Raw genomic sequence first — 21,239 nt, forward strand, 5'->3', positions numbered from 1 at the left:
GGCGCAGGTGCGGCGTGCGCATGGGCGGATTGCAATGTTGGATTTTTCCTGCGCACCTTCGGCCCCGAGGCCGCTCGTCGGGGCCGAAGCTTGAAACGGGGAACTTCATCCAATGACGCGTCGCGGCCTTGTTGGGCAAAAACCCGCTCTTGGTGTGACCTTCGTGACCTTCGGCGCGCTGGCACTGGCCTTCGCGGTGCCCGCGGCTGCGGCGCCGACCGATGATCTGAAGGCGCTGCTGGCCGATCATTATGCCTGGACGCTCCGTGAAAGCCCGACCTTCGCGTCGTCGGTCGGCGTGCGCGATTATGATACCGAACTGGGCGACCCGTCGCTCGCCGCCGAGGACGCCCGTGCCGCCCAGGCGACGATTTTTCTCAGGCGGCTGGATGCGATCCCCGATACCGCGCTGACGACGTCCGATCGTACGAACAAGGCGATCCTGCGTCGGATGCTGACCGAACAAATCGAGGGCAATCGCTTCGGACAGCGGATGATCCTGTTCACCAGCTATTCCTCACCGTGGCAGGGCATGGCCGGGCTGGGCGAGCGACTGAACTTCCGGGGGAAGCAGGATTACGCCAATTATCTGACCCGCCTCGAGAAGCTGCCGGCGGTGAACGACATTTGGCTGGCGATCACCGAACAGGCGGTGACGGGCGGCTATGCCCAGCCCTGCGTCTCGATGGGCGGGGTCGAGGGCGCGATCCGCGGCGTCGTCACGACCGATCCGGCCGCCTCTCGCTTCTATACGCCGTTCGTCAAGGCCAAGCCGCGGGATGCCAGCGACACCGAATGGGTCGCGCTCCAGTCGCGCGCGAGGAGCGTGATCGGTGGCCGCGTGAACCCGGCCTATACGAAGGCTGCCGACTATATCCGCGACCGCTACATACCCGCCTGCGCGAAGGTCGCGAGTGTGGCAGCCCAGCCGGGCGGGCCGGCATATTATCGCTTTGCCGTGCGCCAGCAGACGACGACCGACCTGGACCCGGAGGCGATCCATCAGATCGGATTGAGCGAAGTCGCCCGCATCCGCGCCGCGATGGAAGGTGTCGCAAGATCGGCCGGCTTCGCAACCCGCGAGGCCTTCATCGCTGAACTTCGCACGAACCCCAAATTCTACGCCAAGACGTCCGAGGAACTGCTGGCCGCCGCCTCGCGCGTCGCCAAGGTCATCGATGGCAAGATGCCGACGCTGTTCTACCGCCTGCCGCGCCTGCCCTACGGCGTGCGCGCGATCCCGGCGGAAATCGCGGAAGGCACCACGACCGCCTATTACAGCCAGGGCAGCCCGCAGAACCGGATCGCGGGGACGTATTACGTCAACACGTCGAAGCTCGACCAGCGCCCGTTGTGGGAGCTACCCTCGCTGACCGCGCACGAAGCGGTGCCGGGGCATCACATGCAGATTGCGATGCAGCAGGAGCTCGACCTGCCGCCGCTGCGGACTCGGCTTGCCCATTTCACCGCCTTCACCGAGGGCTGGGGGCTGTATGCCGAGACTTTGGGCAACGAGATGGGCTTGTACGACACGCCCGAGAAGCAGATGGGGCGCTTGAGCTACGATATGTGGCGCGCCTGCCGGCTGGTCGTCGACACCGGCATTCATGCCAAGGGCTGGACGAAGGAACAGGCGGTTCGATTCATGCTCGATAACACCGCTTTGTCGGCGGCGAACATCGATGCGGAGGTCAACCGCTACATCGCCTGGCCGGGGCAGGCACTGGGCTACAAGCTGGGCGAGCTCAAGATCCTGGAGCTACGGCGTAAGGCGGAAGGGGCGCTGGGCGCAAAGTTCGATCTGGCCGCCTTCAACGACGCCGTACTGGAACAGGGCTCGGTCCCGCTCGACGTGCTCGACGCGCATATGACCGACTGGATTACCAGGCAGATGAACGCCGGATAACTGAACGAAGTCGTTAGCCTGCCATAGATTTGCGACACTTTTCCCGCGTTTGCGGCACGGTGTTGCGACAGCTGCGTTCCACATTCCTCTCATGCCCGAACAGGGTTGGTTTAAGAGGAGTGCGTATCATGAAGAAGCTCACACTGATGCTCGCCGGTCTCGGCATCGCCACCGCCACGGTCCCCGCCGTCGCGAGCGCGCAGGGCTATAACAACTGGCAGCCGATCAACGCGCGCGTCGCGAACCTCGATCGCCGCATCGACCAGGGCATTCGTAATGGATCGCTGACCCGTCGTGAAGCGGTACGCTTGCGTGGCGAGTTCCGCCAGGTCGTCCGCCTGGAGCAGCGCTACCGCCAGGGTGGCCTGTCGCAGTGGGAACGCCGCGACCTCGACCGCCGCTTCGACGCGCTGTCGCGCCAGGTCCGCTGGGAGCGCAACGATCGCCAGGATCGCCGCTACCGCTAAGGAAGCGCGGGGCCTCGCCGATAACGGCGGGGCCCTTCGCCGTCACTTCAGCGGCTTGCCCGAGTCCTTCCACTTATCCAGGATCTGGGACTCGTCGGCATAGCGCTCCTGCACCGCCCCGCTGGCGACATGCGGAGCCTGAACCTGTGCCACCGGCGTCGGCGCTGGCGTCGAGGATGCGCTCTGAGCGATCAGCGCCGCCGCTGCCGTTGCGATGGCGGGCGGGACGACGGTCGACGACGTGCTGGCCAGCACCAGCGGCGTCTCCGCCGGGACATGCGGGCCCGGCGTCGGTTCGCCGCCCAGATACGACTGGCGGAACGCGATCGGCGTGCCCCAATAGCCCTTCCACCGGTGGAACAGGTGGGCCCCGAACATGCCGGTCATCACCAGACTGCGGTTCCATGTCGGGGTGACGGCATAGGTATGGTAATGCGTCGCCAGCCCGACCGGCGCGAAGACATAGCCCGCAAGCGCCCGCGCCGCGACTCGCCGCGCGCGGTCCCAGGCGGAGCGCATCGGCGCCCGCGCCATCGCGCCATCGCAGGCGAAGCTGAATTGGCACCCCCGCCGCTCCGACCCCTGATAGACGACGCCGCACACGGTCGCGGGAAAGGTCGGATGGCGCACGCGGTTCAGGATGACCTGTGCGACCGCGGCCTGACCATTGTCGGGCTCGGTCGCGGCTTCGTAATAGATGGCAGTCGTCAGACACTGCAGGGCGCGCGCCTTGTCGAGTGTCGAACCGCGCAGCACGAAGGGCAGGGCCGGGCGGATCGAAGCATCGCCCTCGACCGTCGTGTCGGGCACCGGCGCGGCGGGCAAGGCGACGGTCCCCGTCGCGCCGGTGACCGGCAAGTCCTTCTGCTCCTCGGCATACAGCAGCGCGGCGCCGGGGAAATGATCTTGCGCATCGAATCCGACGGGGTGGGGCGACGGCATCGGGACAGTGTCGGGCTGCCCTTCGACCGTGCGCCCGGCATGCGCGGAAAATCCTGCACCGGCTAGCGAAACCGCCAGCGCAGCAAGCGCGCCGCGCCCCTGCGTCGAAAACCACCGTGCCATCACGGCGCTTCAGATAGCGTCGATCCGCCCGGATTTCGCCAGCGAATTTGGGCGTGTCCCGCGGTGAAACGCTACATGGTTAAGCTAAGAAACGGCCGTTCAGTCGTCCCGCTTGTCGCGGTTGGCGTAGAGCATCGCGGCAGCGACCGCGGCCGATCCGATGCCGACGCCCAGGCCGATCGCCTTCAGCGGCCAGTGCCCGTCCTTCGGCTTGACCTTCGCGATTGCCTTTTCGGTCCGCGCCTTGGCGTCCTTGGCTGCGGCGACGATCTCGTTGGTAGTGTCTTCGGCCACGCATACTCTCCCGGGAAACGTTATTTCTCGCCTCGATATGCAGCGCGAAAGCCATTGGCAAACGCCGCGAGCTCCTGCCGAGCGATCGCGGCGCGCAGGTCGGCCATCAACGCCTGGTAGAACCAAAGGTTGTGCTCGGTCATCAGCATCGCTCCCAGGATCTCCTGCGCGCGAACCAGATGGTGGATGTACGCCCGGCTCCACGTCCCGCACACCGGGCATTCGCATGCCGGGTCGAGCGGGCCGGTATCCTCGGCGAACTTCGCGTTGCGGATGTTGATTGGCCCGGTGCGCGTGAACGCCTGTCCAGTGCGGCCCGAGCGGGTGGGCAGGACGCAGTCGAACATGTCGATCCCGCGCTCGACCGCGCCGACGATGTCGTCGGGCTTGCCGACGCCCATCAGGTAGCGCGGCTTGTCGGCGGGCAGCTGGCCGGGCGCGAAGTCGAGACAGCCGAACATCGCCTCCTGCCCCTCGCCGACCGCGAGACCGCCGACCGCATAGCCGTCGAAACCGATATCGATCAGCGCGTCGGCCGACGCCTTCCGGAGCCCTTCGTCGAGCGCGCCCTGCTGGATGCCGAAGATCGCGTTATGGGCGGCGTGCTCTTCGGCGGCGAAGAAGGCGTCGCGGCTGCGGCGAGCCCAGCGCATCGACCGCTCCATTGCAGCGGCCTGGACCTCGCGGCTGCTGGTCGTCGGGACCAGCTCGTCGAACGCCATGGTGATGTTCGAGCCGAGCAGCCGCTGGATCTCGATCGAGCGTTCGGGGGACAGCATGTGGCGTGTGCCGTCGAGATGCGATTTGAACGCCACGCCCTCTTCGCTGCGCTTCGTCAGGTCGGCCAGGCTCATGACCTGATATCCGCCGCTGTCGGTGAGGATCGGCCGGTCCCACCCCATGAAGGCGTGCAATCCGCCCAGGCGCTGCATTCGCTCGGCGGTCGGGCGCAGCATCAGGTGATAGGTGTTGCCCAGAATGATGTCGGCGCCGGCCGCACGGACGTCGGCGGGCTTCACCGCCTTGACGGTGGCGGCGGTGCCCACCGGCATGAAGGCGGGCGTGCGGATCTCGCCGCGCACCATGCTGATGGCGCCGGTCCGCGCGCGACCGTCGGTCGCGGTGATAGTGAAGGTAAAACGGGACATGGGTGCCGTCCCTAGCGCGACGTCGCCGCTTGGCAACTAATGTGCGTGCACCGCGCAGCCGTCCTCGCCGATCTCGATCTGCACGGTTGCATGGCCGATCGCGAAATCGTGGTCGAGCCGGTGCTGCAGCTCGGTGAGGAACGCGTCGCCGGGGTGGCCGCCGGGCATGACGAGGTGCGCCGTCAGCGCGCTTTCGGTCGTCGACATCGGCCAGATGTGCAGGTCATGAACGCGCGCGACGCCGGGCAGGCCGCGCAGATACGCCAGCACCTTGGCCGGATCGATCCCCGGCGGCACCGCGAGCAGCGCCATTCCGAGCGAGTCGCGCAGCAGCCCCCAGCTGCTCCACAGGATGACCGCGACGATCACCAGACTGACCAGCGGATCGACCCACACCCAGCCGCTTGCCAAAATTACCAGCCCGGCGACCACGACGCCGGCCGACACCGCCGCATCGGCCGCCATGTGCAAATAGGCACCGCGAATGTTGATGTCGCCGTGCCGTCCGCGCGCGAAGAGCATGGCAGTGCCGAGGTTGATCGCGATTCCCGCCGCGGCGACCCAGACCATCGTCATGCCGTGGACCGGCGGCGGCGATCCCAGGCGCTGCACCGTTTCGAGCAGGATCGCGCCGACCGCCACCATCAGCAGCACCGCATTGGCGAGCGCGGCCAGGATCGACGAACTTTTCAGGCCATAGGTATAGCGTTCGGACGCAGGGCGCTTGGCGAGCGTTGCCGCGCCCCAGGCGATGAGCAGGCCCAGAACATCGGACAGATTGTGTCCGGCATCCGCCAGCAACGCCACCGAATCGGCCCAGATGCCGAACGCCGCCTCGACGACGACGAAGCCGAGGTTGAGCGCGGTGCCGATCGCAAAGGCGCGGCCGAAATCCGCTGGCGCGTGCGAATGGCTGTGCGCGTGCCCGTGTCCATGTTCGTGCCCATGTCCGTGATGGTGATGCCCGCCCATGGGGTGCGCTTAGCCGGTTTCGGGCAGGATATGCCAGCGATGGGACCCTGGCGCCTCAGCGTTCGGGCGGACGTCCGCCACTGCGCCGACCGCGCCGGTCACCATCGGGGCGGCCATAGGGACTGGTGCGAACGGTCAGCAGCTCGGCGCGGGTGACAGCGCCATCCTTATTCGCGTCGAATCGGACGAACAGCGCCTCGAACCGCGCGGCGAGTTCGTCGTAGGTCACCTTCTGGTCGCCGTTGCGATCGAGGTCGAATGGCGTCGGCACACCGTTGCGGTCGCCCAGCCATCGCTCCGCCCAATCCGAATACTGGATGTAACCGATCCCCGTATCGCCCTGCGCGCTCCACGGCGGATCGGCCGCGGTCGATTCGAGAATGGCCTGGCGCAGCTCCGACACCGTCGTGCGCCCGTCGTGATCGCGATCCGCGCCCGCAATGAACAGCGCGACCGGCTCTGCGACCACGGTCGCCGGGGCCGTGCGATAAGGATCGGGCCGGGGCGGGGCATCCTGCGCGCCAGCGAGCAACAGAAACGCGATAAGCATAGCGCGACACCTCAGACACCCGGGCGACACCACCCGGGCCTTTGTCTAATCGTGACGCGACGGCGTGAGAAGCGCTTGTGCGCGACCGTCCTTGCCAACGCAGCTGCGAAACGCGTTCGACGCGTCAGCTATCAGAAAGGGGGGAGGCTGGAGCGGGTGAGGGGAATCGAACCCCCGTCGTAAGCTTGGAAGGCTTCTGCTCTACCATTGAGCTACACCCGCTAGGCCGACAGGGCGCTTCGCACATCCGCAGCCGGCGGGTCAATGCGGAAAGGTGGGCGAAATCGCGACCGTCTTGCCTCGCAACGTTGAAAGCGACCTTGCCCCAAATTAGCCCAAAAAATCTGGATAGGGCTGCGGAAACGTCGCTGTGACGACGTCTTTACGAGAGTTAACCGGGATTTCGGGCGCGACGATGGGACCCCATCACGCCGGAAATCCGGTGGGGTCGAACTGAACATGCCGTCCGTACCGAAGCCTGAACGCCGATTGTTCCTTTCGGTTCACGACGTGGGGCCGCGATTTGAAACTCAGGTCGATCGCCTGCGCGACCTGCTCGGCGGGCACGCGCCGGAAGACCGTGTCGCGTTGCTGGTCGTGCCGAATCATTGGGGACAGGCGCCGCTGACCCGGGGGACGCCGTTTGCGACGAAGCTGCGCCGCTGGGCGGATGCCGGGGCGGAGCTGTTCGTCCACGGCTGGTTCCACCGCGACGACAGCGTCCACACTGGCCGCGCGGCGCAGCTGAAGGCGCGGCACATGACCGCGGGGGAGGGCGAGTTCCTGGGTCTGTCCTATAACGCGGCGCTCGGCCGCATGCGTGACGGCCGCCATCTGATCGAGGATATCGCCGGGCGGCCGGCGGCGGGCTTCATCGCCCCGGCCTGGCTGTATGGCGCTGGCGCCGACGCGGCGCTGGCCGATGCCGGTTTCCAGATCGCCGAGAACCACCGCCGGGTCTGGAATCCGGTGACCGGCCAGGTGCTGGCTCGCGATCCGGTGCTGACCTGGGCGAGCCGCAGCCGGGCACGCATCCTGTCCTCGCTCGCGGCCGCCCGCGTCCTGCCGCCGGTGCTCAATCGCCTGCCGACCGCGCGAATCGGCGTCCATCCCGGCGACACCAACGTGCCCGCGCTGATGCGCAGCATCGATCGCGCGGTCGGTCGGGTGCGCCGCACCCATGCGCCGGCGCGCTATGCCGACCTGCTGGCGGCCTGAGGACTCGCCGATGACCGAACTTGCCGCTCCTACCCCCATCGCCGCAGCCGCGCCGATCGCGCCTGCTGTCCTGGTCGATCCCGCCCCGCCGCTGAAGACGCGGTGGAACGGCTGGCTTGCCGCGCTCGGCCCTTTGCTGTCGCTCGGCGTGCTGGCGGCGGCCCTCTATCAGTTGCGCACGCTCGACATCGCGACCTTGTGGGCGATGATGCCGACCGGCGTGGGCTTCTGGCTGGCGTTCGCGCTCTGCTACGCGATCAGCCCGCTGTCGGAATGGGTGATCTTCCGCAAGCTGTGGACGCTACCGGCAAATGGCATCGTCCCGCTGTTCCGCAAGCTCGTCTGCAACGAACTGCTGCTCGGCTACCTGGGCGAGATGTATTTCTACAGCTGGGCGCGGCGCCATGCGCGAATCACGACCGCGCCGTTCGGGGCGATCAAGGACGTCTCGATCCTCAGCGCCATCGCCGGCAACGTCTTCACCCTGCTGCTCGTTATCATCGCGGCGCCGCTGTTCGCGCGGCTGAACGTCGGTATGGAAACCACGCACTTCGTGACGTCGGTTGTCGTCATCCTGGTGTCATCGCTGGTGATCTTCTTCTTCCGCGGCCGGCTGTTCAGCCTGCCCGGGCGCGATCTGGCGTTCGTCGCCGCGATCCATACGGTCCGCATCGTCGTCGCGATCGGCCTGTCGGCCTATCTGTGGCACGAGATCGTGCCGGCCGTGGCGCTCAGCTGGTGGCTGCTGCTCGGCACCATCCGCCAGATCCTGTCGCGTCTGCCGTTGATGCCGAACAAGGACGTCGTCTTCGCCGGCGTCGTCACGGTGCTGGTCGGCGCGCACGGGCCGATCGTCGATGCGATCGCGCTGGTCGCGGCGCTGTCGCTGGCGACGCATCTGATCGTCGGCGCGGTGCTGGGCGCGAGCGAAGTCGTCCGCGCGGTAGTGGACTGACGCGATGATCCGCATCGTCGACATCTGCGCCTTCTATACCCCCGCCGGCGGGGGTGTGCGCACCTATGTCGAACAGAAGCTGGCCGCGGCCCGGCCGGGTCGCGAGGAAGTCATCATCCTGGCCCCCGGCGAGCGCGATGCGACCGTCGCGCAAAGTGCAGCCGGACGCATCGTCACGATCGCGGCACCACGCTTCCCGCTCGACCGGCGTTACCGCTATTTCGCGGATGAGGCGGCGCTCCATCGGGCGCTCGATCGGCTGGCGCCCGACGTGGTCGAAGCATCGTCGCCCTGGTCTTCCGCGTCGATGGTCGCGCGCTGGCAGGGGCGTGCGCTGCGGTCGCTGGTGATGCACGCCGACCCGCTGTCGGCCTATGCCTATCGTTGGTTCGGCGGTGTCGCCCCGCGCGACGTTATCGATCGGGGGTTCGACTGGTTCTGGCGCCATCTGCGTCGGCTCGATGCCGACTTCGACATGGTCCTGAGCGCCAGCCACAGCCTGTCGCGCCGGCTGACCGCCGGCGGGCTGACCAAGGTGCGGACCAATCCGATGGGCGTGACGCCAGGTGTGTTTTCGCCGCAGCATCGCAACGCCGAGGTGCGCCGCCAGCTGCTCGCGAAATGCGGCTTGCCCGACGATGCGACGCTGCTGCTCGGGCTCGGCCGCCACGGGCCGGAGAAGCGCTGGCCGATGGTGATCGAGGCGGCGATCGCCGCCGGCAACAGCCATCCGGTGGGCTTGGTCATCTTCGGCGGCGGCCGCGACGAAGCGAAGGTCGCGCGTGCCGCGCGGTTCAGCCCGCACGTTTATCTCGCCGCGCCGGAACGGGACCGCACGCGGCTCGCCACCCTGCTTGCGAGCGGCGATGCGCTGGTTCACGGCTGTGAGTCCGAGACCTTCTGCATGGTCGCCGCCGAGGCGCAGGCGGCGGGCCTGCCGCTGATCCTGCCTGAGGAGGGCGGTGCCAGCGATCAGCTGCGAACGGCGTGCGATCAGGGCTATACAGCGCGGTCGGCGCGGTCGATGGCAGCGGCGATCGCGCGACGGATCGAGGCGGGCGACGCCGCCCTTCACGCCGCCGCCCGGCTGGCCGATCAAGCCCCGGCGATGGACACGCATTTCCGCCGCCTGTTCGACGATTATCGTGCGGCAATCACCCTTGGCGCCGACGCATCGTTGCGCGCAGCGGTAAATTTTTAACGCTTCCTAAGCCTGGCCACTGCGGATGGCGGCGTCTGGCATCGTCTATCTCCTGAAACGGGGGATATGGGGATGGGCTGGCCGCTGGTGCTTGTCGGCGTCGTGGGATGCGGACCTCTCGCGGTGCCGTGCGAGCCTCTGCCGCCGAAGCATCTCCCCCTGATCGAACGCCAGTTCGACTATGCTGCGACCATGCCGGCGGCGCTGCGCACCCGGACGACGGCGCTGAACACGCTGCAGCTTCAGGACCGTGTGACGATCCGGCGCAACCAGGCGGACGAACTCCACGTCAACGGCCCCGTAGACCTGACATTCAGTGCCGTGCGGATCGTCGGTGGTCCGGCGGGATCAGACAGTCTGTTGCGGTCCGACCGGTACACGATGCTGAGCCTGGGCGCTTCCGCCGCCATTGCGCTTGGCGCGCTTGAACTACGCGCGAATGTTGCCAACGCCTCGGTCCGGCGCAAGCGCGATATTCTTCCCACCGCCGAGCGGCGACTGTCGGCCGATATCACGTCCGCGGGGGTAGAGGCGTCGTACGACGGCGGGCTGGCGCTGGGCGTCGATTTCCTGCGAATCGGCACGTCGCGCGGACGCCGGCTGTTCGCCGGTCCGGACGTGATCAATGTCGGCGGAGTGACGGCTGGCCATGGTCTGCGACTGACGCTGGGCGACGATCAGGGAACGGAAGCCGGTCCGACGATGGGGTGGCGCGTGTCGCTGTCGTCGCTGCGTCGTCCGGTCGTCGATATGCGGACGGGCGCCGGCGAACAGGGCGACACCCAGGCCGAGGCGCGCTGGACGATCACCTTCCGCTGATTGCCGCTCGTCCGATCGGAAGATCGCTGTTCGCCGCAGCGCGCGGCGGCCATGCCGCGACGCGGTGGAACCCCAGCAGAACATAGGCCCAGCGCCGCACGCCGCGCGGACGACGGTCGCCCAGTGGTCGCGCGCGCCTGACCCTCACCACCCGTGCCGCCGCGCGCTCGACGAAGCCTTCGCCGAAGCGTCGCTCGAGCCAGAGGGTCGCAAGACCGAGCGCCAACCAACCTACGACATGCGCCGCCGCTGCCAGCGCGGCGTGCGCGGCGAAATGATCCTCGACGAAGGCCGCGGACTTCAGGTGCGCGACAATCAGGACGATGCCCAAACCGATGCCGATCGCACTCGACCGCCGCCGACCCGGGTGGCCGAGCGCGATACCGAAGAGCGGGATGATCAGACAGAACAGCGCCGAATCGATGCGCATCGCCAGGGCCGCCGTCGCCGCGGCGCGCGCGTCAGGCGCGCCGTCCCTAACGAGCGCCACCAGTCCGGCTGTGTCCCTGCGGTCGAGCGCCTGGCGAAAATCCTGGCCGACCATGCCGATCATCTCGGGCGAGCCGGAAAGGCGCAGGCTCGCGAACGACACGGTGCGCACCGGGCCGTCGGCAGGGCGCGTGACTGCCGTTCCGTCGCGCAGATCGATCGCGATCGTCCCGTCGCCGCTGCGCACGATCTTGGCGATTGGGGCGCTGAACACGGTATCGCTCTGCGTCACCATGACTTCGGCCAGAACCGGTCGGCGGCCCGGCGACCGGTCGACCCGCGTCACGAACAGCGTCGTATCGGGCGCGATGGCGACGGGTTCGCCGATCGGCAGCGGAATGCCGTGCGCGCCGGTGCGGATCGCGCCGTAAAGGGCATCGAGCGCGCGTTCGCCAGCGGGGCGGATCTCCATCCGCAATACCAGCTGCACGCCTCCGGCGATCGTCGCCACTACCAGTAGAGGAATCAACAGACGGCGACGCGACAGGCCGGCGCCGGCGAACACCTGCCATTCCCCATCCATTGCCAGCTTGCGAACGGTCAGGGCGACGCCCAGCAGCAAGGCGACCGGAATCGCGGCGCTCAGATGCTCGGGCACCAGCAACAGGCTCAGGCGTCCGAGCAGGGGTATCGCATTATTCGTCTGTTGCAGGTCGGTGGTCAGACGCTGGACATTCTCCAGCGACAGGATGGCGACGATCAACCCCGCGACCACCAGCATGCGTTCCGCGACCGCGCGCGCGAGCAAGCGACCTACGATGCCCGGCACCATCATCGGCGACCGCCCGGGGATGCCATCGCAATCGAAAACAACAGGCGCATGAGCGACGTCCGCGATTTATTCGTCTGTTCCGACATCATGACGCCGCCGACGTGCGCAACTCGCAGCGTTCGAGCAGGAAATTCAATGCAAGTCGCGACGGACGTAGACGAGCAGCGTGCGGCCCTCCCGCGGAAAGCGGCCGGCCGGGCGATAATCGCGGGCGATGGCGGCTGCGACCAGGGTTTGGCTGCGGACGTTCCACGGCGCGAGCGGATCGTCGAATGTGACGATCGCCGGCGGCCGGGTAGCGAGCACGCGCGCGACCTCCGCCGCCTCGTCGATGCCGACTGCCCCGCGCTCGGGCTCATAGGCCAGGGTGGAGGGAAAGGCGTAGGGGGTCGGCACGCAGGTCCGCGACAGCAGGTAAAGGGCCGAGTCGCCGGCGAAGACATAGGGGCAGCCGGCGTCGCGATGCGTGGCGAGGATGCCGGCGGCGCCATAGGCGGAGGCGCGCTCGTCGGTTTCGGTCACGATGTGGAAGATTGCGAGGATCACGGCTGCGCCGGCCATCGCCCACCGCGCAACGCCGCGTCGCCCCAGCGTCGGGGCGGCGAGCATGGCGGCGGGGACGAGCAGGGGCAGGGCGTAATGATCGAAGAAGGCGCCGATCATCGCGAAAGCGACGAGCGCAGCGGCGAGCCAGATCAGCGCCAGGCGCGTCGGCGTCGGCCCGGGCCGAGCGCGGGCCGTCGCGATCACGCAGCCGGCGAGCACCGACAGCTGCGCAGTGGTCCCCGCCAATCGCCCGACGATCTTCGCTGCCGGATAGCCGCGGCGCAGCGTCACGGACGTGAAATTGGCGAACCAGAATGCGTCGAAGACCGCTGGTCCCTTTGACCAGTACCAGGCGACGACGGCGAGCGTCGGCAGAGCGCCGAGCAGCATCCACAGCAACGCGGCGGTCGCGACGCCGATCGGTCGCGTGCCCGCGCGGTGAAGATACCAGAGGTGGGCGAGGCCGAAGACGGCGCCTTCGACGACCGGGGTATATTTCACCTGGATCGCCAGTCCCGCCAGCAGGCACGCCGCGGCACCGCTGGCAACGATCCCTCGGCGATCTCCCACCGCTGCCCGCCCGGGCAGGCCGAGAGTCAGAAGCCCGCCGGCGGCCATGAACAGGTTGTAGAAGACCGGCGACTGACCGCCGCGCCCGCTCAGGAACGACAGCCACACGATATAGACGATGCCGGCGGCCAGCGCGCCGAATGCGGATGCGCCCAACCGGCGCCCGCCAAGCGCGACCAGCCACGCGGTCAGCGCGGCGAAAAGGGTCGCGGTGACCTGATAGGCAATGATGCCGTCGCCGGGCAGCAATCGCATTCCGGCAAACAGCAGGAACAGGCCCGGCGGCTTGCGATCCCACAAATCGACATAGGGCACGGCGCCCCCCAGAAGCCGATCGCCGACGAGCAGATAATATTGCTCGTCGACATGGATGACCGGATTGCCAAAGTCATGTGCGCGCACGACGAACGCGATCGCCAGCAGCAGCGCCAGCGCGACGCCCGGGCGCCAGTTCGTCCGATCGATCCGTGATGGGAAACCCATGGCCATCCGTTAGTCGCGAGTTGGTTCCGCGTCATCTCAACTATTTTTGACGGATGGTGCGGATCGCCCTAACCGGAATCGTCTAATCACCAGCGGATGGCGGGAACGAGGTCGGCGGGGGTCCGTGGGGGGGCAGCCGAAGGATCGTCCGGGGCCGGCATTCGACGATCGATCCATCGCGCGGATGCTGAGGCCATGTATCTCGATATCGACCATCTTTCGTCGGCGCGCCGCGGTGCGACCGGACCGGCGATGGCGGCCGACTGGACGATCCTGCTGCCGTTCTTCAACGAACGCGATTATCTGGCAGCGACGATCGCCAGCCTGGCCGCGCAGACCGTCCGCTTTCGCCTGATCCTGATCGACAATGGATCGACCGACGGCAGCGCGCTGGTCGCGGAAGCCGCCGCGCTTGCGCATGGGCTCGACCACGTCGTGCTGATCGAACGTGTGCCGGGCAAGGTCGCGGCGTTGAAGGCGGGGCTCGCCTTCGCACGCACGCGCTGGACCGCGACCTGCGACGCCGACACGCTCTACCCGCCGACCTATCTGGCGGAGGCCGCGCGGCTGTTGTCCCGGCCCGGCTGCGTCGTAGCCGGCGCCTATTTCATCGCGCCCGGCGCCGGCGAAGTCGCCCGCGGCATCGAAGCGACGGCAATCACGCTGGCCGGCCGGTTGCTGCCGCGCCAGTGCCATGCTGGCGGCGCCGGACAGGCGTTCTGCACCGCCACTCTGCGCAGCGTCGGCGGCTTCGACCCCGAGCAGTGGAATTACGTGTTGGAGGATCATGAGGTGATCAACCGCACGATGGCGCGCGGATCGATGCTCTATTCGCGCGACTTCTGGTGTCGCCCATCGGCGCGGGACCGTGACCGCGAATCGATCCGGTGGACGTTCGTGGAGCGGCTGATGTATGTCCTCGCGGCGCCGTTTGCGGGCGACTGGTTCTTCCACGACTTCCTCGGGCCCCGTCTGCGGCAGCGCAAACTGGCCAGCCACCGCATCCGCGAGCGCCAGTTTCAGGTCGACGAAGGGCTTGGTTTTGCGACGCCTCATCCTGTGCTCTGACGATTTCGCCTTCTCGCGCGCGGTCAGCGAGACGATTGCCGGACTGGCACGCGACGGAAAGCTCAATGCGATCAGCTGCATGGCGGTGATGCCCGGCTGGGCGGAGGACAGTGCGCTGCTGCACGATCTGCCCGCGCATGTCGAAATCGGCCTGCACCTGACGCTGACCGAGGAACGGCCGCTGACTGCCATGCCAGGCTATGCGCCCGACGGCGTCCTGCCGACGATCAACGATGTGACGCAGCGCGCAGGGCGGGGCGATGTGCCGCTCGACGAAATCGCACGCGAGGTCACCGCACAGTTCGATGCGTTCATCGCCGCCATGGGCCGCCCACCGACCTTCGTCGACGGGCATCAGCACAGCCACGTCCTGCCCGGCATCCGCAAGATCGTCCTGGCGGAAACCGCCCGCCGTGCGCCCCAGGCCTGGCTGCGCGATTGTACCGACCGGCTGTCGGCAATGCTCGCGCGCCCGTTCTTCGGCAAGGCGATCGGCAGCGCCTATCACTCGCGCGGTTTCCGACGCGACGCGGCGAAGCTGGGACTGTCGACCAACGACAGTTTCGCCGGCCATTATGATTTCGCGCGCGATTATGGCGACATCCTGCCGCGCTTGTTGCGCAAGCCCGGTCGCCGTCACCTCGTGATGTGCCATCCCGGGGCAGGGGAGCGGCCCGGCGACACCATCGCCGCGGCCCGTCCGCGCGAAGCCGATGGCTTGCGTGCGACCGACATAACCGACATTGCTGGACGCGAAGGGCTGGCGTTTCCGGCCTGATCTCAAGGGTTCGGCGACAGCGTGGACGACGGCGGCCTGAAGGCCATCTTCCTGGAGCAGCAACCGATGCTGCGACGCCTGCTCGTCGCGCGGCTCGGCAATGCCGAGGACGCCGAGGATGCGTTGCAGGACATGTGGCTGCGGATCGACCAGCTGGCGCAACGCCCGATCGCCCAGCCCGCCGCCTTCCTCTACCGCGTCGCCGCCAACCTGGCGACCGACATGCGCATCGCCGCCGGGCGGCGTGCCGCACGCGATACGGCGTGGCTCGATGATCAGCCCGACGCAAATCAGATCCCGAATGCCGAGCGTGTGCTCGCCGCGCGCAGCGAATGGCAGGCGGTCGAAGCGGCGATAGCCGATATGCCCGACCGCATGGCGACCGCGCTCAGGATGTTCCGGATCGAGGATCAGTCGCAACGCGCGATCGCCGAACGATTGGGGATCAGCGTCAGCGGTGTCGAGAAGCTGCTGCAGCGGGCATACCGAAAACTTCACGATCACGTCGAACGCTGTGGTGAGGATCACGGCGAGCCACATCGTCTAGGCTAGGAAAGGGAAATCGACGCGTGACCGATGATGGCGCAGATCTGATGGACCGGGCGATTGCCTGGCACCTGCGCCTTGTCGACGCGGGTGTCGACGACTGGGCGGCGTTCGTCGACTGGCTGGAGGCGGACCCTGCCCATGCTGCTGCCTATGACCGGGTGGCGATGCGCGACCGCGTCGTGGCTGCAGAGCATTTCCCCCAGGCCGCATCACCGGCCGGGAACGACAATGATGCACCGCTGGCCGCGCCGCGGCACCGCTGGCGCTGGATCGCCGGTGGTTCGGCGATCGCCGCCGGCCTTGCCGCGGTCATGGTACCGCAGCTGCTGCCGCAAGCTACGGCGTACGAGGTCGCGACGGCAGCGGGGGAGCGTCGTGCACTGACCTTGCAGGACGGGACACGCGTCGAATTGAGCGGCGGGACGCGGCTGCGTCTCGACCCGGCGACGCCGCGGCTGGTGGCTCTGGAGCAGGGCGAGGCCCTTTTCACCGTCCGTCACGACGCCGCCCGACCCTTCGTGGTGACCGCCGCAGGCCGGACCGTGCAGGACGTCGGTACCGTGTTCAACGTTGCCAGCAGCGACGCGGCTCTGTCGGTCGAGGTCGCGGAGGGGTCGGTGGTCTACGAACCCGATGGCGCGGCGGTCATGCTGCACGCGGGCGACGGTGTGAGCGTCGATGCAAGCGCGAACACGGTACGCCGGACGAGGTTCGCGCCCGATACCGTCGGCGGCTGGCGTCACGGCGTGCTGACATTCAACGAACGCCCCCTGCGCGACGTCGCAGGCACGCTCAATCGTCTCTACGGCTTTCAGATCGAACTGTCGCCCGGCTTGTCCGGCCAGCCCTTTACCGGCATGGTCCGCTTTTCGGGAGCTGCCGATCGCGACGTACCGCATCTGGCGGAATTGATCGGGGCGACGTGGCGGCGTGACGAAGGGCGGTGGGTTCTGTCGGAAGGGACGACGCGGTAAGACCGCGGCGGCGCTGGCCGTCGTTGCCCTGACCCTGGCACTGACCCCGACGACGGTCGCGGCGCGCGAACGTCCAATATCGATCCCCGCCACGACGCTCGACGTCGCGCTGATGACATTGTCGCGCGATCTGGGCATCGACATCATCAGTACCGAACCCGGCCTGCGCCGGATCGCGACGCGCGGCGTGCGCGGCAGATTGTCTGCCCGCTCGGCACTTGACCGTCTGCTGGCGAATACGGGGTATCGCGCGGTCGCCGTGCACGCGGGCGCGTTTCGTATCGAGCGCGCGCCGGTGCGTCCGGTCGCTCTTCCACGCCGCATATCGCCGGCGCCGCCGCCGACGCCACTGCCGCCGGGCGACGTCGTCGTGACCGCCAGCAAGCGTGAAATCCCGCTGCTGCGCTATCCGGGCAGCGTGACCATCCTCGACGTCGATACGACGACGCCCGGGCGCCATGGCGGTACGCTGGCGGAGGCCTCGCGCGCGATCCCGATCCTGCAGAGCACGCAGCTCGGTCGGGGGCGCAACAAGCTGTTCATCCGCGGCATCGCCGACAGCAGCTTCAACGGTGCGACCCAGTCGCCGACCAGCATCTACCTCGACGACGTCCAGCTGAACTATTCGGGCAACGACCCGGGACTGCGTCTGTACGACATGCAGAGCGTCGAGGTGCTGGAGGGACCGCAGGGCACGCTCTACGGTTCGGGGGCGATCGGCGGCGTCATTCGGCTGACCTCGACCCCGGTCGACCTGCGCCGAAGCGCGGCGGCGATGGAGGGTGGGCTGACTGCGACGACCGGCGGTGCGCTCGGCGGGGACGTCGCGGTCATGCTCAACCAGCCGATCGTCGACGGCAGGCTGGGTGTCCGCGCGGTTGCCTATAGTGCGCGCAGCGGCGGCTATATCGACGATCTCCGGCGCGGGCTGACCGATGTGAACGTCGATACGACACGCGGCGGGCGGCTGAACCTCAGCCTGCGGACGGCGAACGATTGGCAGGTCGAAGCGAGTGGTGCCGCGCAGTGGATCGACAGCCGCGATGGTCAGTATGCGGAAGCAAACGCCGGGCCGCTCGCCCGTCGCTCGACCATCGCGCAGCCGTTCGACAACCAGCTCCTGTTCGGTCGCTTCACCACCTCCCGCAGCTGGGGCAGCGGATTGCACCTGCTGATCGCGACCGGTCTTGTCAGCTATCGTTCGGACGAGCAGTTCGACGCGACGCTATTGCCGACCACGCCGGTTATCTACCGATCGAACCATCGCAAGCGCCTGATCAGTCACGAAACGCGTCTGTCACGTTCGCTTCCGGGGGGGCATTCCTGGGTGCTCGGTCTGACTCTGGTCGACGACCGCGATGTGCTGGCGCGATCGGTGGCGACGCCGGGGGGCGAGCGGACGATCATCGGCGTGACGAATGTCACCAGGTCGGCATCGTTGTTCGGCGAGTCCACCGTGGCGGTTACCCCCAGTCTCGCAATCACCGTGGGCGCACGTGGGACGACCGGGCGCACCGATGGTTCGCCGTCCAACACCCCCACGAGCGGCAGCTTCGTGCGGGGGCGGTCGACCGGGCGTGTCGATCCGACCCTTGCGGCATCCTGGCAACTCGCATCGCGGCTTGCCGCGTTTGGTCGGTTCCAGACCGGCTATCGCACCGGCGGCCTGTCGGTAGCGCCCGGAATCGGCCGGGTGGCCGATTTCCGTTCGGACTCGATCACCGTCGGGGAGATGGGGCTGCGGCGGACCTCGACCGGGGCGACCGGCCTCGCGCTTTCGGCCAGCCTGTCACTTGCGCACTGGAGCAATATCCAGGCCGATCTGATCAGTCGTCGGGGCCAGCCCTACACCGACAATATCGGGGACGCGCGAATCACGGCGTACGAGGCATCCGCCGACTGGCGGCCGATCGCGGGCCTGCGCGCGCAGGGGGCGGTATTGATCACCGACAACCGCGTTTCGGGGCCGATCGCCGATCTCTCGGTTCGCAACAATCGCCGCCTGCCGGAAACGCCGCCCTTTGCCGCGCACGGGGCGCTCTCCTACGAATGGAGCGCCGGCGATGTTACGCCGCGTATCTCTGCCGGAGTTGATCACGTCGGCCGATCGGTGCTGGGAACGGGCGACCTCTACGACATCAGTCAGGGGCGGTTCACCGTCTTCGGCCTGGCCGGGACGATGCGGCGCGGACCGGTCGAGCTGTCGGTCGATATCGACAATCTCACTAATATCCGCGCCAACCGCTTCGCCTTCGGCAACCCGTTCTCCTTCGCCCTGCGCGAACAGACGACGCCGCTGCGTCCGCGCAATATCCGCGTCGGCGCCGCCTATCGCTGGTAACGGATCGCGTCGAAGTCGCTGGCCGCGTGACGCTCGCGCAGGAAGGTGCCGGGCTCGCCGGTCGCCTTCAGCACCACCCGGCCGCGCTGTACGGCATCCCGTGCCCCGACCCGCTCGTACCAGCGCCGAAGATTCGGATATTCGTCGAGCCCGAGGAAGGTTGCGGCGTTGTAGATGCCGTCGAACAGCCCGCCGTACCAGGGGAAGATCGCCATGTCGGCGATACTGTACGCGTCGCCGGCGATGTACGGCCGGTCCGCCAGGTGTGTGTCGAGCACATGCAGCTGGCGCTTCGCCTCCATCGCATAGCGGTCGATCGCATATTGGATCTTGAACGGCGCATAGGCATAGAAATGCCCGAACCCGCCGCCCAGGAACGGTGCCGAGCCCATCTGCCACATCAGCCAGTTCATGACCTCCGACCGGTCCCGCGTTTCGCTAGGCAGGAAGGCGCCGAACTTCTCGGCGAGATAGACGAGGATCGATCCGCTTTCGAACAGGCGGATCTCGGGATCGACCGAACGGTCAACCAGCGCCGGGATTTTCGAATTGGGGTTCACAGCAACGAAGCCGCTGCCGAACTGGTCGCCCGCGCCGATGTCGACCAGCCACGCGTCATATTCGGCGCCCGCGTGCCCCGCCGCCAGCAGCTCCTCGAGCAGGATGGTAACCTTCTGCCCATTGGGCGTGGCTAGCGAATAGAGCTGCAGCGGGTGCGTTCCGACCGGCAGCCTATGGTCGTGGGTCGCACCTGAGACCGGGCGGTTGATGTTGGCGAACTTGCCGCCGTTACCCGGCTCCCATGTCCAGACCTCGGGCGGGACATAGCCGGCGGGCTGGTTCTTCGCGCTGCTGTCGTCGTCGGCCATCGTTCGTCTCCGCTGTCGGTGGCCGCCATATCGGAACGATATCGCGTGGCTGCAACATCGTCGACGGCAGCCCGTCAGCGGGCGGGCATCAGACCCCGTCGGTGCGCCGGATCACCAGGCCGACCGCTGCGATCCGATCGACATTTTCATAGCCCGGCTGGTCCAGGTCCTCGCTGAAGATGTCCGGGTCGAGCTCGACATATTCGAGGTCGAAGCCGATTGCCGGCAACCGGTCGCGCAAACCCGTGAGCAGAACGTCGCGACCGTCGACGATCGACACACCCGTGTGGAGGATCAGCCGGCCGCCCGGATTGAGCATGGTGATAGCCTGCAACGCCCAGTCGAGCGACAGCTGCACACCGTACAGGCCGCCGCCATCACGATAGGTCCGGTGTCCCGCGTCGATCATGAACGGCGGGTGGGTCACGATCAGGTCGAACGCCGATCCGACCTGTCCGAGCTCCCGCGCTGCGATCAATTCGTGGCGAAGACCGGCATGGGCGGCGTTGATTCCGGCGAGAAACAGCGCTTTGGGATTGATATCGGCCAACGTCAGCAGCGGATCGCGCGTCAGCTGCGCTGCCGTGATTCCGCCGACACCGGCGCCTGCGCCGTAGTCGAGAATCGTTCGGGCGTCGCCCCGCAGCCGCGCCGCGATCCATAGTGCAAAGCGGTGACTGTCGGGTCCGAGAAAGACGGCATCCTGCGCCGTCGTGGGATAGGCGGAGTGTAGAAACAATCGTCCAGATACGCGCGAGGCGCGCAGCGTCGCCTTCAGGCGCCCATCCGCTTGCTCGTCGAGCGCCCCGGCCGCGTCGAGCGCTGCGTACAATGCGTCATCGATCAGATCGCGCTCGAACGGCAGGCTCCACCCCAGCACATCGCGAACCGAGTCCGCGGTCTGCCTGTGTGGGCGGCCGACCACCCGTGCATGAGTCGCGGGGGTGGCCGATGTGAAAGTATAACCGCGCGCATCGAGCAGCGACAACACGGCGGCCAGGGCGGGGCGACGGCGTTCGTCGAACCATAGCTCGGTTCTTGTGTGGCTCGCTGGCTCGACATTGTTCACCTGGGTTAACATATTGTTCTCAAAGGCTTTTGTGTCGATCATATATCGCCAAAGGTCGTCGCGGTTCCGTTCGGTTGACGTGGTTTAGCCATTTTGCGGAAAGCGGCTCCGGCTTCGGCCTACGTTCCAAAACGCT

20 protein-coding genes and 1 tRNA gene are annotated in these 21,239 nt (G+C 67.5%); 11 read left to right on the forward strand and 10 right to left on the reverse strand.

Annotated elements, in window-relative coordinates; translation table 11 throughout:
• Window positions 1–154: 154 nt before the first annotated feature.
• Window positions 155–1,906 (forward strand): DUF885 domain-containing protein, encoded by a 1,752-nt coding sequence (locus tag JW805_03690; GenBank protein MBN2971118.1) that lies wholly within the window; start codon window positions 155–157, stop codon window positions 1,904–1,906.
• A gap of 128 nt (window positions 1,907–2,034) precedes the next feature.
• Window positions 2,035–2,373, forward strand: a complete 339-nt coding sequence (locus JW805_03695) for a hypothetical protein (protein ID MBN2971119.1) — start codon at window positions 2,035–2,037, stop codon at window positions 2,371–2,373.
• Window positions 2,374–2,415: 42 nt separating this feature from the next.
• On the opposite strand, the gene JW805_03700 is transcribed toward JW805_03695, so the two are convergent.
• From JW805_03700 to JW805_03725, 6 genes are all read right to left on the reverse strand, one after another.
• A complete protein-coding gene (locus JW805_03700) occupies window positions 2,416–3,438 on the reverse strand; it encodes a cell wall hydrolase (GenBank protein MBN2971120.1) in 1,023 nt (340 codons plus the stop codon).
• 99 nt (window positions 3,439–3,537) lie between these two features.
• Window positions 3,538–3,732, reverse strand: a complete 195-nt coding sequence (locus JW805_03705; protein ID MBN2971121.1) for a hypothetical protein — start codon at window positions 3,730–3,732, stop codon at window positions 3,538–3,540.
• Window positions 3,733–3,752: 20 nt separating this feature from the next.
• On the reverse strand, window positions 3,753–4,880 hold the full coding sequence (gene tgt, locus JW805_03710) for a tRNA guanosine(34) transglycosylase Tgt (protein MBN2971122.1): 1,128 nt from the start codon (window positions 4,878–4,880) through the stop codon (window positions 3,753–3,755).
• 36 nt (window positions 4,881–4,916) lie between these two features.
• On the reverse strand, window positions 4,917–5,852 hold the full coding sequence (locus JW805_03715) for a cation transporter (GenBank protein ID MBN2971123.1): 936 nt from the start codon (window positions 5,850–5,852) through the stop codon (window positions 4,917–4,919).
• A gap of 55 nt (window positions 5,853–5,907) precedes the next feature.
• Entirely contained in the window at window positions 5,908–6,402 is a 495-nt protein-coding gene (locus JW805_03720) for a hypothetical protein (protein ID MBN2971124.1), read from the reverse strand.
• A gap of 148 nt (window positions 6,403–6,550) precedes the next feature.
• Window positions 6,551–6,624, reverse strand: a tRNA-Gly gene (locus JW805_03725).
• A 237-nt stretch (window positions 6,625–6,861) separates the two neighbouring features.
• On the opposite strand from JW805_03725, the gene JW805_03730 reads away from it, so the two are divergent.
• From JW805_03730 to JW805_03745, 4 genes are all read left to right on the forward strand, one after another.
• Entirely contained in the window at window positions 6,862–7,620 is a 759-nt protein-coding gene (locus tag JW805_03730; GenBank protein MBN2971125.1) for a DUF2334 domain-containing protein, read from the forward strand.
• 10 nt (window positions 7,621–7,630) lie between these two features.
• Window positions 7,631–8,575, forward strand: a complete 945-nt coding sequence (locus JW805_03735) for a hypothetical protein (protein MBN2971126.1) — start codon at window positions 7,631–7,633, stop codon at window positions 8,573–8,575.
• A 4-nt stretch (window positions 8,576–8,579) separates the two neighbouring features.
• Window positions 8,580–9,776: a glycosyltransferase gene (locus JW805_03740; GenBank protein ID MBN2971127.1), complete on the forward strand. Its 1,197-nt coding sequence runs from the start codon at window positions 8,580–8,582 to the stop codon at window positions 9,774–9,776.
• A 72-nt stretch (window positions 9,777–9,848) separates the two neighbouring features.
• The gene (locus JW805_03745; GenBank protein ID MBN2971128.1) at window positions 9,849–10,595 is read left to right on the forward strand and encodes a hypothetical protein; all 747 of its coding nucleotides are present in this window, start codon (window positions 9,849–9,851) and stop codon (window positions 10,593–10,595) included.
• Here JW805_03745 and JW805_03750 read toward each other — a convergent pair.
• Both JW805_03750 and JW805_03755 read right to left on the reverse strand, forming a co-directional pair.
• Window positions 10,582–11,859, reverse strand: coding sequence for an LptF/LptG family permease (locus JW805_03750; protein MBN2971129.1), 1,278 nt, complete (start codon window positions 11,857–11,859; stop codon window positions 10,582–10,584). The genes JW805_03745 and JW805_03750 overlap by 14 nt on opposite strands.
• Before the next feature lie 129 nt (window positions 11,860–11,988).
• Window positions 11,989–13,455 (reverse strand): hypothetical protein, encoded by a 1,467-nt coding sequence (locus JW805_03755; GenBank protein MBN2971130.1) that lies wholly within the window; start codon window positions 13,453–13,455, stop codon window positions 11,989–11,991.
• Window positions 13,456–13,650: 195 nt separating this feature from the next.
• Between JW805_03755 and JW805_03760 the strand changes: the two genes are divergently transcribed.
• From JW805_03760 to JW805_03780, 5 genes are read left to right on the forward strand one after another with little or no spacing between them, the layout of a single operon-like run.
• Complete coding sequence (locus JW805_03760; protein ID MBN2971131.1) at window positions 13,651–14,523, forward strand: glycosyltransferase family 2 protein; 873 nt, start codon at window positions 13,651–13,653, stop codon at window positions 14,521–14,523.
• Window positions 14,498–15,301: a ChbG/HpnK family deacetylase gene (locus tag JW805_03765; protein MBN2971132.1), complete on the forward strand. Its 804-nt coding sequence runs from the start codon at window positions 14,498–14,500 to the stop codon at window positions 15,299–15,301. Before JW805_03760 ends, JW805_03765 begins: the two co-directional genes overlap by 26 nt.
• 21 nt (window positions 15,302–15,322) lie before the next feature.
• Window positions 15,323–15,853: an RNA polymerase sigma factor gene (locus JW805_03770; protein MBN2971133.1), complete on the forward strand. Its 531-nt coding sequence runs from the start codon at window positions 15,323–15,325 to the stop codon at window positions 15,851–15,853.
• A 17-nt stretch (window positions 15,854–15,870) separates the two neighbouring features.
• The gene (locus JW805_03775) at window positions 15,871–16,824 is read left to right on the forward strand and encodes a FecR domain-containing protein (protein MBN2971134.1); all 954 of its coding nucleotides are present in this window, start codon (window positions 15,871–15,873) and stop codon (window positions 16,822–16,824) included.
• Window positions 16,781–19,165: a TonB-dependent receptor gene (locus JW805_03780; GenBank protein MBN2971135.1), complete on the forward strand. Its 2,385-nt coding sequence runs from the start codon at window positions 16,781–16,783 to the stop codon at window positions 19,163–19,165. The genes JW805_03775 and JW805_03780 overlap by 44 nt, the downstream gene beginning before the upstream one ends.
• Here JW805_03780 and yghU read toward each other — a convergent pair.
• Window positions 19,153–20,034, reverse strand: coding sequence for a glutathione-dependent disulfide-bond oxidoreductase (gene yghU / locus JW805_03785; protein ID MBN2971136.1), 882 nt, complete (start codon window positions 20,032–20,034; stop codon window positions 19,153–19,155). The two genes, JW805_03780 and yghU, sit on opposite strands and share 13 nt — an antisense overlap.
• A gap of 88 nt (window positions 20,035–20,122) precedes the next feature.
• Window positions 20,123–21,115 (reverse strand): methyltransferase, encoded by a 993-nt coding sequence (locus JW805_03790; GenBank protein ID MBN2971137.1) that lies wholly within the window; start codon window positions 21,113–21,115, stop codon window positions 20,123–20,125.
• Window positions 21,116–21,239: the final 124 nt, after the last annotated feature.

It is taken from the genome of Roseomonas aeriglobus (assembly GCA_016937575.1).
Classification (GTDB): Bacteria; Pseudomonadota; Alphaproteobacteria; order Sphingomonadales; family Sphingomonadaceae; genus Sphingomonas; species Sphingomonas aerigloba.

What these genes read in the sequence shown, in the direction of transcription:
- JW805_03735 (MBN2971126.1), top strand. Translation starts at nt 7,631, where the DNA reads ATGACCGAACTTGCCGCTCCTACCCCCATCGCCGCAGCCGCGCCGATC.
- JW805_03715 (MBN2971123.1), bottom strand. Translation starts at nt 5,852, where the DNA reads ATGGGCGGGCATCACCATCACGGACATGGGCACGAACATGGACACGGG.
- JW805_03750 (MBN2971129.1), bottom strand. Translation starts at nt 11,859, where the DNA reads ATGATGGTGCCGGGCATCGTAGGTCGCTTGCTCGCGCGCGCGGTCGCG.
- JW805_03730 (MBN2971125.1), top strand. Translation starts at nt 6,862, where the DNA reads ATGCCGTCCGTACCGAAGCCTGAACGCCGATTGTTCCTTTCGGTTCAC.
- JW805_03720 (MBN2971124.1), bottom strand. Translation starts at nt 6,402, where the DNA reads ATGCTTATCGCGTTTCTGTTGCTCGCTGGCGCGCAGGATGCCCCGCCC.
- JW805_03760 (MBN2971131.1), top strand. Translation starts at nt 13,651, where the DNA reads ATGTATCTCGATATCGACCATCTTTCGTCGGCGCGCCGCGGTGCGACC.
- tgt (MBN2971122.1), bottom strand. Translation starts at nt 4,880, where the DNA reads ATGTCCCGTTTTACCTTCACTATCACCGCGACCGACGGTCGCGCGCGG.
- JW805_03740 (MBN2971127.1), top strand. Translation starts at nt 8,580, where the DNA reads ATGATCCGCATCGTCGACATCTGCGCCTTCTATACCCCCGCCGGCGGG.
- JW805_03790 (MBN2971137.1), bottom strand. Translation starts at nt 21,115, where the DNA reads ATGTTAACCCAGGTGAACAATGTCGAGCCAGCGAGCCACACAAGAACC.
- yghU (MBN2971136.1), bottom strand. Translation starts at nt 20,034, where the DNA reads ATGGCCGACGACGACAGCAGCGCGAAGAACCAGCCCGCCGGCTATGTC.
- JW805_03755 (MBN2971130.1), bottom strand. Translation starts at nt 13,455, where the DNA reads ATGGGTTTCCCATCACGGATCGATCGGACGAACTGGCGCCCGGGCGTC.
- JW805_03700 (MBN2971120.1), bottom strand. Translation starts at nt 3,438, where the DNA reads ATGGCACGGTGGTTTTCGACGCAGGGGCGCGGCGCGCTTGCTGCGCTG.
- JW805_03745 (MBN2971128.1), top strand. Translation starts at nt 9,849, where the DNA reads ATGGGCTGGCCGCTGGTGCTTGTCGGCGTCGTGGGATGCGGACCTCTC.
- JW805_03695 (MBN2971119.1), top strand. Translation starts at nt 2,035, where the DNA reads ATGAAGAAGCTCACACTGATGCTCGCCGGTCTCGGCATCGCCACCGCC.